Source organism: Cryobacterium inferilacus (assembly GCF_019599185.1).
GTDB lineage: Bacteria > Actinomycetota > Actinomycetes > Actinomycetales > Microbacteriaceae > Cryobacterium > Cryobacterium inferilacus.
Window position 1 is genome coordinate 249641 of sequence record NZ_JAIEUL010000002.1, and the last position, 13537, is coordinate 263177.

General features: G+C 66.9%; 10 protein-coding genes. 6 read left to right on the forward strand and 4 right to left on the reverse strand.

The features are described from left to right. Positions 1-45: 45 nt before the first annotated feature. Positions 46-1533, reverse strand: coding sequence for a leucyl aminopeptidase (locus K2F54_RS03065; RefSeq protein ID WP_220604354.1), 1488 nt, complete (start codon positions 1531-1533; stop codon positions 46-48). Positions 1534-1628: 95 nt separating this feature from the next. Here K2F54_RS03065 and K2F54_RS03070 point away from each other — a divergent pair, with 95 nt between their 5' ends. From K2F54_RS03070 to K2F54_RS03090, 5 genes are all read left to right on the forward strand, one after another. Next, complete coding sequence (locus K2F54_RS03070; RefSeq protein ID WP_220604355.1) at positions 1629-2552, forward strand: proteasome assembly chaperone family protein; 924 nt, start codon at positions 1629-1631, stop codon at positions 2550-2552. 55 nt (positions 2553-2607) lie between these two features. Beyond that, complete coding sequence (locus K2F54_RS03075) at positions 2608-3930, forward strand: MFS transporter (protein ID WP_220604356.1); 1323 nt, start codon at positions 2608-2610, stop codon at positions 3928-3930. Positions 3931-4159: 229 nt separating this feature from the next. After that, entirely contained in the window at positions 4160-5488 is a 1329-nt protein-coding gene (locus K2F54_RS03080) for an RNA polymerase sigma factor (protein WP_374107264.1), read from the forward strand. Next, positions 5489-6763 (forward strand): MurT ligase domain-containing protein, encoded by a 1275-nt coding sequence (locus tag K2F54_RS03085; protein ID WP_220604358.1) that lies wholly within the window; start codon positions 5489-5491, stop codon positions 6761-6763. It begins immediately after the preceding gene. Then, the gene (locus tag K2F54_RS03090; RefSeq protein ID WP_220604359.1) at positions 6760-7497 is read left to right on the forward strand and encodes a type 1 glutamine amidotransferase; all 738 of its coding nucleotides are present in this window, start codon (positions 6760-6762) and stop codon (positions 7495-7497) included. Before K2F54_RS03085 ends, K2F54_RS03090 begins: the two co-directional genes overlap by 4 nt. Before the next feature lie 66 nt (positions 7498-7563). Here the strand turns inward: K2F54_RS03090 and K2F54_RS03095 are convergent, their stop codons facing one another. After that, on the reverse strand, positions 7564-7800 hold the full coding sequence (locus K2F54_RS03095; protein ID WP_066595309.1) for a DUF7455 domain-containing protein: 237 nt from the start codon (positions 7798-7800) through the stop codon (positions 7564-7566). Between the two features lie 198 nt (positions 7801-7998). Between K2F54_RS03095 and K2F54_RS03100 the strand changes: the two genes are divergently transcribed. Then, a complete protein-coding gene (locus tag K2F54_RS03100; protein WP_220604360.1) occupies positions 7999-10077 on the forward strand; it encodes a DNA gyrase/topoisomerase IV subunit B in 2079 nt (692 codons plus the stop codon). Between the two features lie 108 nt (positions 10078-10185). Here the strand turns inward: K2F54_RS03100 and K2F54_RS03105 are convergent, their stop codons facing one another. Continuing rightward, on the reverse strand, positions 10186-10911 hold the full coding sequence (locus K2F54_RS03105; RefSeq protein ID WP_220604361.1) for an SDR family NAD(P)-dependent oxidoreductase: 726 nt from the start codon (positions 10909-10911) through the stop codon (positions 10186-10188). Positions 10912-10973: 62 nt separating this feature from the next. After that, entirely contained in the window at positions 10974-13448 is a 2475-nt protein-coding gene (locus K2F54_RS03110; protein ID WP_220604362.1) for a DNA gyrase/topoisomerase IV subunit A, read from the reverse strand. Between the last annotated feature and the right edge of the window lie 89 nt (positions 13449-13537).

Genomic DNA, 13537 nt, shown 5'->3' on the forward strand with positions numbered 1-13537 from the left:
CGGCAGGCGTTGAACGGCAAGGATTTTCCTGCCTATACGACCCTACTACGGGCGCGAAAAATCCTCGGCCAGTCGAAGCAACGTGCGAACGGTTACGCCGGTGGGGCCGGGGGCGGTGAAGCCGAGCCCGGAACCGACGAGTTGAGCGCTGCCGGCGATATCCAGGTGAGCCCAGGGGATGGCCCGTGCCTCAGCTCCCTGGCCGACGGTCGGAATGAACTCCCGCAGGAAGACGGCGGCCAGCAGCGCGCCGCCGCCGGTGTTGCCGATCTTCGCGTTGGCGATGTCAGCGACGTCTGAGTTCAGCAGCGCGCGGAGTTCCTCCGGCATCGGCATCGGCCAGGCCAACTCGCCCTCTGCCTTGCTGGCGGTCAGGACATGGGCGACCAGATCGTCGTCGCCGAGGACGGCTGAGTACCTCGTACCCAGTGCGACCACCGCGGCGCCGGTGAGTGTGGCCACGTCAATGATCGCGTCCGGGTGTTCTTCACCGGCAGCGACCAGGCCGTCGGCGAGGACCAGACGGCCCTCCGCGTCCGTGTTGAGCACCTCGACGGTTCGCCCCCCGCGCATGGTCAGAACGTCGTTGGGTCGGATGGCGCTTCCGGAGGGCATGTTCTCGGCGATGCACAGCCACGCGGTCAGCCTCACCGGCAGTCGCAGGCGGGCGGCTGCGAGTGTCACGGCCAGAACGGTCGCGGCGCCGGTCATGTCGTACTTCATACCCACCATCGATGCCGGCGGCTTGAGGGACAGTCCGCCGGTATCGAAGGTGATCCCCTTGCCGACCAGCGCCAGGTGCTTGAGCCCGTCGATGGGGTCGTAGTCGACCTTGACCAGGCGCGGCGGGCGGGTCGATCCCTGGCCGACTCCGGCGATGCCGCCGAAACCGTCGGCAACCAGCTGCTCCTCGTCCCACACCGTCAACCGAACGGGCAGGCCGTCCGCGGCGGCGGCGGCGAGTGCGGCGAGCGACTCGGGGAAAAGGTCGAGCGGGGGAGTGTTGACGAGGTCCTTGACCAGGCTCACGGCTTCCGCGACGATCTCGGCTCGCTCGGCAGAGTCGGGCGCGGCCTGGTCGGTGTGCACCGTGATGTCACCGGCGGGAAGCGTGGTGCCGGCCAGGGAGGCCTTGCGATACGTAGTGAAGGCGTACGCGCCCATGGCCGCTCCCTCGAGCACCGCAGCGGCCTGGTCGGCATCGGCGACCGGGAAGCCGAAGGCCACGGTGGCGGCTCCGGTCAGTTGGCGTACGGCCGAACCGGCGGCATAGCGCAGCGCATCAGGCGTGATCTCGGAGCCCAGTCCGACGACGGCGATGCTGCGGGCGGCTCCGGCGACCGCAGCCAGGCGCACCACCTGATCCTTCCCGCCGGTCACCGCAAGGGCTGACAGCTGATCAGCGATCGCGTCGAAGCCGGGATCAGCGAACAGCACCGGGCCGTCAGGGGACGACATCGCGCCGACGACGAGGATGTCGGCGGTCGATTCGATCGAGGGCGCTGCGGACACTGAGATGCGGGGAACGGTCATGCTTCGATGCTACGGGTTGCGCTGTTCGCTCTGGGCATCACGGTGGCCAGCGACGATTCACCGCGGCGGGCCACAGGTCAGCCTAGAGTTAAGGAATGCGCGATCCAGACGATATCTACGAGCTCACCGCGGACGCCGCCGACGTCCCTGAGGGGCTGCACCTCGTCGCGGGTCTGACCGGATTCGCCGACGCCGGTGGTGCCGTCTCCCAGTTCACCGAATATCTGCTCGACACCCTCGAGCACCGCGTCATCGCCGACTTCGACGCCGACCTGCTCCTCGACTACCGGGCCAGACGTCCCATCATCTATTTCGACCAGGACCACCTGACCGACTACCAGCCTCCGCGGCTGCGTCTGTACCTGGCCCACGATGAGATCGGCCAGCCGTTCCTGCTCCTCGCCGGCTTCGAACCGGACTTCAGGTGGGAACAATTCAGCGCGGCTGTTCTGGCACTGGTGGCGAGATTCACCGTCTCGTCCACCACCTGGGTTCACGCCATCCCGATGCCGGTGCCGCACACGCGGCCCATCGGCGTGACGGTCAGCGGCAACCGTACCGACCTCATCGAGAGCATGTCGGTGTGGCGGCCGCACACCCAGGTCCCGGCCAACGCCCTGCACCTGATCGAGTTCCGGTTGCAAGAGATCGGCGCGTGGGCCATCGGCTATGTGCTACTCATCCCGCACTATTTGGCCGACACCGAGTTCCCGTCAGCGGCGCTGTCCGCTGTGGAGAGCACGAGCGCGTCGACGGGCCTGATCTTCCCCACCGATGCGCTGCGAGCAAAGAACCGGGACTTCATCGCCCGCATCGACGAGCAGGTCGCCGACAATCCGGAACTGGCCAAGCTGGTCGGCACGCTGGAAGAGCGCTATGACGCCTATATGGAGGGCAGTACCCTTCGCTCGCCCCTGACGGACGAAGACGGAGCGTTGCCGACCGCCGACGAGATCGCCGCAGAGCTGGAGAAGTTCCTGGCCACCCGTCGCGGGCGGGACGAGGGGCAGCAGGGCTGAGCCCCGTCGGCCGTGCCGGTCAGCGGCCCCGGCGCATCCGGCTAAGTTGGGTGGAGTGAATACTCGTCGATCCTGGTTGATCTTTGGCTTCGGGTCCCTCGTGTACCTATCCGCGATCCTGCAACGCACGTCCCTCGGGATCGCCGGAGTCTCAGCCGCCGAACGATTCGGCGGTTCCGCGGCGATCCTGTCCAGCCTCGCGGTCGTGCAACTCATCGTGTATGCGGCGGCTCAGATCCCGGTCGGCGTCCTGATCGACAGGTTCGGCCCCAGGGTGCTCATGCTCTCGGGCACCGCCCTGATGGTGGTGGGCCAGCTGACACTCGCATTCGCCCCGTCCATCACCATCGCGGTGATCGGGCGGATGCTGGTGGGCGCTGGGGACGCCACGATCTTCATCTCGATGATCCGCCTGATCTCGTCGTGGTTCAGTGGGCGCATCGTCCCCCAGCTCTCGCAGTGGTTCGGCAATATCGGCCAGCTCGGCCAGGTGCTGTCCGCCGTCCCCTTGGCCTGGGTGTTGCACGAATTCGGGTGGACACCCGCCTTCCTGGTCGCCACCCTGGCGGCGTTCACGGCCTTCGTGATCGTACTCGTCGCGATCAGGGACCGACCGGCGGACGCCACCGACCAACCCCGGCCCACAACGTGGGGCGGTGCGCTGACCCTGTTGCGGCACAGCTTCAGCCGGCCCGGCACCCAACTCGGTTTTTGGTCCCACTTCGTGACCCAGTCCTCAGGGACGGTGTTCACCCTGCTCTGGGGATTCCCGTTCATGGTCTACGGCCTGGGCTACGAATCGAGCATGGCCGCGGCCATGCTCACCATCCCGGTTGCAGCCGCCATCGTGTGCGGACCGGTTCTCGGCGTGCTGACGGCCCGGCATCCGCTCCGCCGCAGCAACATCGTGCTCGCGATCGTGACGGCCATGGGAACGGCCTGGGCGGTGGTCCTGCTGTGGCCGTCGACACCACCGGTGTGGCTCGTGGTGCTTCTGCTCATCGTGATCGGTGGAGGCGGGCCAGGGTCGCTCATCGGGTTCGACTTCGCGAGAACCTTCAACCCCCGCCACAGCCTCGGCGCGGCCAACGGCGTGGTCAACGTCGGTGGGTTCCTGGCCAGTTTCGTGATGATGTTCCTGATCGGCGTGCTCCTGGACCTTCAGGACACGTGGCGACAAGCAGAGGGAGGCGCGAGTGACCTCTACTCACTCGACTCCTTCCGGATCGCCTTTTCCGTGCAATTCCTCGTCATCGGTCTGGGCGTGCTGATGCTGGTGCGCACCCGGCGCCGTACCCGCTGGCTACTCAGGGATGAGGGAATAGAAGTAGCCCCGCTCTGGGTTGAACTGTCTCGAAGGCTGCGACGCGCACGGTGACAATAGACGAGCGTGGCTCGTTCTATACACAATCCGTGCAATAATTGTCAATAGGACCCGTTCTGGTTCCTGGTTGCACAGGCTTCACGCCGATGCCTTGCCGGGGACTTGACATGGGTCCTAGTACTGCCCAAAAAGTACTGCCCAAAATCCCTGCTCGACTTTCACCGTGGCCCACGCCGAGTGGTCATGACGAACGGGGCCGCGCTGCACGCGCACGATCTACGGCATGAGAGGTGTTCGAATGGCAACCCCAACGAAGACAGAGCCCGCACAAGAGACCACTGAGACCGTTGCGGTGGCAAAGACGCCAGCCGAAAAGGCCGCCGTCACCCGCGCAGCGACCAAGGCGGCCAAGGCCGCACGGGCCGCCGAGTCCGATGGTTCAGAGACCACAGAGCCAGTCGCACCGCGCAAGCGCGCCGCTGCCAAGACGACCGCGGCGGGCAAGAAGAAGGCCGGCTCCGAAACCGGAGACGATGACGGTGCCGCCGCCACGGACGAGCACGACACCGACGAGGACGACACCGAGGGTGCCGCCAAGCGCGTCGCACCGGCCGAGCCGCTCCCCAGCGGCGCGCTCGTCCTGTCCATGGTCGACGACGAGGATGAGGTTCCCGTCTACTCGAGCGCCATCACCGGCGCCACGGCCGACCCGGTCAAGGACTACCTCAAGCAGATCGGTAAGGTGGCGCTGCTCAACGCTGCCGAAGAGGTCGAATTGGCCATGCGCATCGAAGCCGGCCTGTTCGCCGAGGACAAGCTGTCACTGATGACCGACGCCGAGAAGAAGAGCGCCCTCGGCCGCGAACTGCAGTGGGTCGCCAAGGACGGCGCCAGGGCCAAGAGCCACCTGCTCGGCGCCAACCTGCGCCTTGTCGTCTCCCTCGCCAAGCGCTACACCGGTCGCGGCATGCAGTTCCTGGACCTGATCCAGGAAGGCAACCTCGGCCTCATCCGCGCGGTCGAGAAGTTCGACTACACCAAGGGCTTCAAGTTCTCCACCTACGCCACCTGGTGGATTCGTCAGGCCATCACCCGCGCCATGGCCGACCAGGCGCGCACCATCCGTATCCCCGTGCACATGGTCGAGGTCATCAACAAGCTGGCTCGCGTGCAGCGTCAGATGTTGCAGGACCTGGGCCGCGAGCCCACGCCGGAAGAGCTGAGCCGCGAACTCGACATGACGCCTGAGAAGGTCGTCGAGGTGCAGAAGTACGGCCGCGAGCCGATCTCCCTGCACACCCCGCTGGGTGAAGACGGCGACAGCGAATTCGGTGACCTCATCGAGGACACCGAGGCCGTCGTCCCCGCCGACGCCGTGGGCTTCACCATGCTGCAGAAGCAGCTCGAAAGCCTGCTCGACTCGCTGTCCGAGCGCGAAGCCGGCGTCATCCGGATGCGTTTCGGCCTGGGCGACGGTATGCCGAAGACCCTCGACCAGATCGGCGACACCTTCGGCGTCACGCGCGAGCGGATCCGCCAGATCGAGTCGAAGACGATGGCCAAGCTGCGTCACCCGTCCCGGTCGCAGTCGCTGCGCGACTACCTCGAGTAAATGTCCGTGCGGTATGCACCGGCGATCCTGCTCGGCAGGGTCGCCCGCACCCTGGCGCGCTGGCGGAAGCCGGGCGGCGGTTCCGCGGTCCCAGGGCTGGTGGTCAACGCCATCGCGCCCGGGTTCCTGCCCCGAACCTTGAACAGCTTTCCCGGCGGCCTCGTCATCGTCACCGGGTCCAGCGGCAAGTCGACCACCACCAAGATGCTCGTTGCGGCGCTCCGCGCCCACGGTTCCAGCGTGTTCACCAATCAGTCGACCGCGAACATCAGCCAGGGCCTGACGTCAGCTCTGCTCGAGCAGGTCAGCCTGGCCGGCCGCATCGCCGGTGATATCGCCGTCCTCGAGATGGACGAGGGCCATGGCGCCCTCATCTCCGGCTCCCTGGAGCCCCGAGTTGTCGTGCTCACCAACGTCATGGTCGACCAGATCGACCGATTCCATGACTCCGACATGGTTGCGGCGATGCTCGCCAAGATCGCGGGGCGTGCCACGGGTACCGTCGTGGTCAACGCCGACGACCTACATCTGTCCCGTCTCGGCGACGGGCTCGCCCCCACGGTGGACGTCGCCAGGTACGGCGTTACTCCTGAAGTGCTGGCAGCCAACCCCCGCGGCCTCGGCTACACTCTCACGTCACCCACCCGCCTGCTCGCCGAGGACGGCATGTTGCTCAGCGCCGTCGACGGCAGGGACGCGACGATCCTGATCAACGGCACCGAACACGCCGTACACCTGCCGGCCAGAGGAACGCACTACGCCGTCGACGCCCTGACCGCGTTGGCGGCCGCCCAGGCCGCCCTCAGCTCCCGCTTCGATGCGGCCACCGCAGTGACCGCGATCTCCACGATTCCCCCGGTCTTCGGCCGGGGGGAGGTCGTGAGCGTCAACGGGACAACGGTGGAATTCGTACTCGTGCAGAACCCGGCGAGTTTGCAGCTCAACGTTGACAGCCTGGCACCGAACACCGAGCAAATCCTCGTGGCTGTTGGCTCGGATGTTCGCGACCCGTCCTACCTGTGGCCGGCGGACACCTCCGGGCTCGGTCATGTCCTGATCGCCTCCGGCTCCAAGGCGCACGACATCGGGCTGCAGCTGGTCTACGACGGCGTCACCGTCGACCGCATCGAGCCCGACCTGGGTCGTGCGTTGGATGACTTTCTGGCCCTTCCCGAACCGGCCACCGGCGTGAAGACGATCATCTTCTCTGCCGACTCGATGCGCCGCACCCGCGCCCACCTCGGGTTGGCCACCAACGAAGCGGACCCGACATGACGCTCGCTCCCACCCCCGGTCTCACCGTCGTGAGCCTGCTGCCCAAACTCCTCAACACGAACGGTGACGCGGCAAACGCTCGGGTGCTCGCGCAGCGCGCCCGCTGGGCCGGCATCGAGGCCAGTGTGGTTCCCGTGCACACCGTCGACGACCTACCCGATTCCGTTGACCTGGTGGTCATCGGGTCCGGCACGGACACCGACCTGATCATGGCGCGAGACGCACTCCTGCCCTTCGCCGACGTGGCGCGAGCGTGGCTCGCCGGGGGAGTGCCCGTTCTCGCTGTTGGCACGGGTTGGGAACTTCTCAGCGGCGGACTCGACCTCGCAGACGGAACCGCCATCGACGGGCTCGGGCTCATCGCAGGCCGCGCGAGCTCCCTGCCCGCCCGTGCCACCGACGACATCGTCGTCGCCGGCGACGACGTCAGGCTGATCGGTTTCGAGAATCACGCCAGGGGCTTCACCGGCGCCCGTCGTCCGGTGGGACGGCTGATCTCCGGCACTGGCAACGGCGACGGTTTTGAAGGGTCCGTGGCGGGCAACTTCATCGGCACTCACCTGCACGGTCCGGTGCTGGCCCGCAATCCAGAGCTCGCCGATCGTATGCTCGGCCTCGCGTGCACCGCCAAGGGACTCGTCCGTCCGATGTCGGCGCAGGCAGACACGGCCGACGACATAGCAAAAGCCGCACGCAACCAGGTTGCTGTGCGGCTGGGCCTCGACGCGGACTGAGTTTTCAGCCCGACAGCGGCCGGGTGGCCCACCGGCGCCGCACCGAGGTGCGGCGCCGGGAGGCACCTAGGACTTCTGGTCTTCGAAGAGACGGCTCGACTCGTCGTGCCAGCTTTCGGCGATGGCCGCGAGCTTCTCTTGGTGCTTGCGCCCGTGATGCGCGCAAAAGAGCAACTCACTGTTGTTCACGACTACACGGATGTAGGCCTGAGCGCCACAAGCGTCGCAGCGGTCGGCCGCGGTGAGCTGGTGGGGGGCGCCCTGTTGGTCGACGGCACCATTTTCGGTGGCGATCTGGGACATATTCTCCTCCTCCAGACTGATACCAGGTGATACCAATTGAATCCTTACTGACCATGTAAACACGGCTACGGCCCGATTGGGCCACAGTTGGGTGACATTTCGCTCACCGCGTAGCATTCCAGCGGTGAGTCGGCGGCATTGGGCCCGATCGAGTGTCGATCGAGGCCGTGAGCGCCGGGGACAGTATCCTTAACAGTTGTGAGTTCTGACTATTCCGCCCGCCACCTCTCCGTCCTCGAGGGCCTGGACGCTGTGCGTAAACGCCCCGGCATGTACATCGGCTCCACCGACTCCCGTGGCCTCATGCACTGCCTGTGGGAGATCATCGACAATTCCGTGGACGAGGCCCTCGGCGGGCACGGTTCGGCCATCGGGATCGTGCTGCACGCCGACGAGAGCGTGGAGGTGAGCGACACCGCTCGCGGAATCCCGGTCGACATCGAACCCAAGACCGGACTCTCCGGAGTCGAGGTGGTCTTCACCAAGCTGCACGCGGGCGGGAAGTTCGGCAGCGGCTCGTATGCCGCGTCCGGCGGCCTGCACGGCGTCGGGGCATCCGTCGTGAACGCCCTGTCAGAACGCCTCGACGTCGAGGTCGACAGGGACGGCAAGACCTGGGCCATGTCTTTCCACCGCGGTGAACCCGGCATCTTCTCCGACACCGGCGAGAAAAGCCCCGATGCGCCATTCACACCGTTTGAGAACCGCAGCGAACTCCGCGTGGTCGGCAAGGTCCGCAAGGGTGTCACGGGAACCCGGATCCGCTACTGGGCCGATCGGCAGATCTTCACCAAGGGGGCCTCCTTCCAGACCGAGGAGCTGATGGGCCGTGCACGTCAGACCGCCTTCCTGATCCCCGGGCTGGCCATCAACGTGGATGACCGGCGGGGCGCGGAACCCGTTGCGGAATCGTTCTCATTCGCCGGTGGTATCTCGGAGTTCGTCGACCACCTCGCGGTGGACACCCCGATCACCGATACCTGGCGCCTGACCGGAGCCGGGAGCTTCACCGAAACGGTGCCGGTGCTCACTGACACCGGGGCGATGATCCCGACCGAACTGGTCCGGGACTGCCAGGTGGACATCGCCCTGCGCTGGGGGACCGGGTACGACACCGTCATCAAGAGCTTCGTCAACATCATCGCCACTCCCAAGGGCGGCACCCACCAGGCTGGATTCGATGCGGGCATGCTCAAGTTCCTGCGCGCCCAGGTGGAGCAGAACGCCCGAAGGCTCAAGGTCGGCTCCGACAAGCTCGAGAAGGACGACATCCTCGCCGGCCTCACGGCTGTGCTCACCGTTCGCCTGCCAGAGCCGCAGTTCGAGGGTCAGACCAAGGAGATCCTGGGCACCCCCGCGGTGCGTGCCATCGTTGCCGCGGTGATCAACAAGACCATGACCGAACGGTTCGCCTCGACCAAACGCGACGACAAGACCCAGTCGGCCGTTGTGCTCGACAAGATCGTCGCCGAGATGAAGTCGCGCATCTCCGCCCGCGCCCACAAGGAGACCCAGCGCCGCAAGAACGCGCTGGAGAGCTCGTCCCTGCCGGCGAAGCTCGTTGACTGCCGTAGCAACGACGTCGAACTCAGTGAGTTGTTCATCGTCGAGGGCGACTCAGCGCTCGGCACCGCGAAGCTTGCCAGGGACAGTGAACACCAGGCGCTGCTGCCGATCAGGGGCAAGATCCTCAATGTGCAGAAGGCTTCGGTCTCCGACATGCTCTCCAACCTGGAGTGCGCGTCCATCATCCAGGTGATCGGGGCCGGTTCAGGGCGCAGCTTCGACCTCTCGGCCGCGCGCTACGGCAAGGTCATCATCATGGCCGACGCCGATGTGGATGGTGCTCACATCCGCACCCTGCTGCTCACCCTGTTCTTCCGCTACATGAGGCCCATGATCGAGGCCGGACGCATCTTCGCCGCCGTGCCGCCGCTGCACCGGGTCGTCGTGATGAACCCCGGCAGCAAACCCAACGAAACCATCTACACCTACTCCGAGGCTGAGTTGCAGGGCGTGCTGGCCGCGTTGAAAAAGAGTGGGAAGAAGTTCCAGGACCCGATCCAACGGTACAAGGGCCTGGGCGAGATGGACGCCGACCAGCTGGCGACCACCACCATGGAGCGGGACCACCGCACCCTGCGTCGGGTGCGGGTGGCCGACGCCGAAATGGCAGGCAAGGTATTCGAGCTGCTGATGGGCAACGATGTGGCCCCCCGCAAGGAATTCATCATCGAGAGCTCCGACAAGCTCAGCCGGGACCGCATCGACGTCTGAGCGACCGCGCTAACTGTTCCCGAAGCGGACATTTGCGCCCGGTACGCCGGACGCAGATGTCCGCACGGGGAACAATTGTGGGTCTAGCGGCCTGAACGGCCGGCGCGGTCAGGCGGGCGCCGGCGCGGCGGGCGCGGCGGGAACGAACGCAGCGCTGGGCAGGTCTCGTTCGCCGGTGAGGATGGCACGCACGATTCGGGCGGCTACGGCGGCAGGGTCGAGACCGGCGGGTAGCGCCGGGGCCGTGCCCGCAATCGGATGCGTCGACAGCGCCGTTTCGGTGTGCCCGGGTCTGGCATCGATGAGGCGGATGCCCGCTCGACGCACCTCCCGGCCCGCGGCGGTCATGAAGGCCGCCATGCCGGCCTTTGAGGCCGAATACGCGGCCAGGTTCGCGGTGGGGCTTTCACTGACCACACCGCTGAGGGTGAGCAGGAACGGGGCCCGCCCGGCGGACGCGGAGCGGGCAAGAGCGGCGTGTGCCGCCTGCATCAAGAGGATCGGAGCGACCGTGTTCACGGCGACCAGGGTCTGCACAGTCTCGGGCCGCAGGGACTCCGCCGGACCGAACGCGACGACACCGGCCGCGACCACAACGCCGTCGAGGTGACCGGTGACGGCCTCGGCGGAAGCCACCAGGTCGCTGATCGCCGTCGGATCGGTGAGGTCCGCGGTCACTCGGGTGCCGGGCAGGCCCAGAGCGGCGAGGGCGTCGGGGTCACGGCCGCTGAGCACCAGGGTCGCGCCGGCTTCAGCGAGCAGTCGGGAGATCTGGTGCCCGAGGCCGCCGCTCGCACCGACGACCAGGATGGTGGAACCGCGCAATTCGCCCATGCGGTTCACCCTAGTGCGGCCGCTGGCTCGAGGTTTGCCCTCACGCCGGCCTGCCCTGGGCCTCAGCCGATGCCGGACCCGATCGAGCCGATGACAGCGTCGAGCATGGTCCCTGAGGCATCCCGGCGTGCGCCGGTCTCCGGCAATACCCGTGGGGAACCCTCCGCACCGAGCGCACGCGCCGGCGCCGCGCCCACCCAGGCCAGGCTGACCACATCCTCACCCTTGAGGAACCGGTGCGAGCGCACTCCGCCCGTGGCCCGGCCCTTGGCCGGGTACTCGGAGAACGGGGAGACCTTCGCGCTGCCCGGATCCGTACCGGGGAGAGTCTGACTGCTGGCGGCGATGGTGGCCACAACGGCCTCCTCAACGGCGTCGTCAGCGAGACTGGTGAAGAAGATCACCCTGGCGTCGGCGCCGAGCTTGACGCCGGCCATGCCGCCCGCCGTGCGACCCTGGGGCCGCACCGACGCCGCGGGGAAACGCAGAAGCTGGGCATCCGACGTGACGAACACCAGCTCGTCGTCCTCGTTACCCTGAACGGCCCCGACGACCTCATCGCCCGGCTTGAGGGCGATGATCTCGAAGTCGGGTTTGTTGGCCCAGTCGTTCGGCGTGAGCCGCTTGACGATGCCCTGCCGGGTGCCCAGCACGATGGCCCGGTCGCCAGTCAGCGCCACCAGCGCGAGGACCACCTCACCGCCAGAGCCCAGGGAGAGGTAGTCGCGGACGCGAACGCCTGCGGCGAGCTGGATAGACGTCGGTGGCACGACCGGCAGGTCGACGGGGGAGAAGCGGATGAGCCGTCCCCGGTTGGTGACCGCACCGATCTCGGTGCGGCTCGAGGTGTCCAGCGCGGACAGCACGGCGTCGTGCTTGCTGCGGCGGTGAGCGGGCATGATGCGTTCGGTCTGGTCGTCCCCCGGCTGGGGCAGGTCGACTCTGGCGATCCGACCGGTGGTGCTCAGGTACACCCTGGTCGGAGTATCGCTCACCTCGAGCACTGCCGCGCTGCGCCGGGCCGCGGCCGTGGCGATGCTGGGCTTGGCCTCGGTGAGCAGGGTGCGCCGCGGGGTGCCGAACCGGTCGGACACCGTGGCGAGCTCGTCGGAGACGAGGGTGCGGATGGCCGGCTTGCTGGCGAGCAGGGCCTCAAGCTCCTTGATCTCGGCGAGGAGCTGGTCACGCTCGGCCTCGAGCTCGATCCGGGAGAAGCGGGTCAGCCGACGCAGCCGTAGTTCGAGGATGTACTCGGCCTGAACCTGGCTGAGGTCGAACACGTCGATCAGGCGCACTCTGGCCTGTTCGGTGTCGTCGCTTGCCCTGATCACCTGGATGACCTCGTCGATGTCCAGGATTGCGATGAGCAGCCCCTCGACCAGGTGCAACCGTTCGCGGCGGCGAGCGAGCCTGTACGCGGAGCGTCGGGTGACGACCTCGACCCGGTGGTTGACGTACACCTGCAACAACTCGACCAGGCCCAGCGTCTGCGGGCCGCCGTCCACGAGCGCGACCGCGTTGATGTTGAACGAATCCTCCAGCGGGGTCACCCGGTAGAGCTGTTCGAGGACTGCGGCGGGACTGAACCCGGTCTTGATGCCGATCACGAGCCGCAATCCCTTGGTGCGGTCGGTGAGGTCGGTGACGTCGGAGATGCCACTGAGCTTCTTGGAGTTGACCCCGTCTTTGATCTTCTCGATCACCCGTTCGGGGCCGACGAGGTACGGCAGCTCGGTGACGACCAGGCCGGACTTCCGGGCGGTGATCGCTTCCACCGACACCTTCGCGCGGGTCTTGAAGCTGCCCCGACCGGTGAGGTAGGCGTCCTTGATCCCGGCCAGGCCCACGATGGTGCCGCCGGTGGGAAGGTCAGGCCCCGGCACGAACTCCATCAGTTCCTCGAGCGTTGCTCGCGGGTGGGCGAGCAGGTGCCGGGCGGCACCGATCACTTCGACCAGGTTGTGCGGCGCCATGTTCGTGGCCATGCCCACCGCGATGCCGCTGGCACCGTTCACGAGCAGGTTCGGGTAGGCGGCCGGCAGCACATCCGGTTGGGTGAGCTGGTTGTCGTAGTTCGGCACAAAATCCACGACGTCCTCGTCGAGGTGTTCGGTCATCGACAGGGCCGGTGCGGCCAGGCGCGCCTCGGTGTACCGCGGTGCGGCTGGGCCGTCGTCGAGCGAGCCGAAGTTGCCGTGACCGTCAATCAGGGGCACGCGCAACGTGAACGACTGCGCCATGCGCACCATGGCGTCATAGATCGCGGTGTCACCGTGCGGGTGCAGCTTGCCCATCACCTCACCGACCACTCGCGCCGACTTGACGTGGCCGCGGTCGGGCCGCAGACCCATTTCACTCATCTGGTACAGGATGCGCCGCTGCACCGGTTTGAGGCCGTCCCTGGCATCAGGCAGCGCGCGCGAATAGATCACCGAGTAGGCGTATTCGAGGAACGACCCCTGCATCTCCGTCGAGACATCGACGTCTTCGATGCGCTCGGTGGACACGGCGGGCACGGTTTTGTCTGAGCGGCTCATTCGTAGATTCTGCTGAGTGGCGCGCGCCGGAACGGCCGGTTGCACCAGGCTGACGCGCACGGGACATACGCTACGTACTGGGCGGCCCG

Excerpts from the sequence above, each read along its gene's own strand:
- K2F54_RS03105 (WP_220604361.1), bottom strand. The coding sequence starts at position 10,911 with ATGGGCGAATTGCGCGGTTCCACCATCCTGGTCGTCGGTGCGAGCGGC.
- K2F54_RS03110 (WP_220604362.1), bottom strand. The coding sequence starts at position 13,448 with ATGAGCCGCTCAGACAAAACCGTGCCCGCCGTGTCCACCGAGCGCATC.
- K2F54_RS03080 (WP_374107264.1), top strand. The coding sequence starts at position 4,160 with ATGAGAGGTGTTCGAATGGCAACCCCAACGAAGACAGAGCCCGCACAA.
- K2F54_RS03070 (WP_220604355.1), top strand. The coding sequence starts at position 1,629 with ATGCGCGATCCAGACGATATCTACGAGCTCACCGCGGACGCCGCCGAC.
- K2F54_RS03085 (WP_220604358.1), top strand. The coding sequence starts at position 5,489 with ATGTCCGTGCGGTATGCACCGGCGATCCTGCTCGGCAGGGTCGCCCGC.
- K2F54_RS03090 (WP_220604359.1), top strand. The coding sequence starts at position 6,760 with ATGACGCTCGCTCCCACCCCCGGTCTCACCGTCGTGAGCCTGCTGCCC.
- K2F54_RS03095 (WP_066595309.1), bottom strand. The coding sequence starts at position 7,800 with ATGTCCCAGATCGCCACCGAAAATGGTGCCGTCGACCAACAGGGCGCC.
- K2F54_RS03065 (WP_220604354.1), bottom strand. The coding sequence starts at position 1,533 with ATGACCGTTCCCCGCATCTCAGTGTCCGCAGCGCCCTCGATCGAATCG.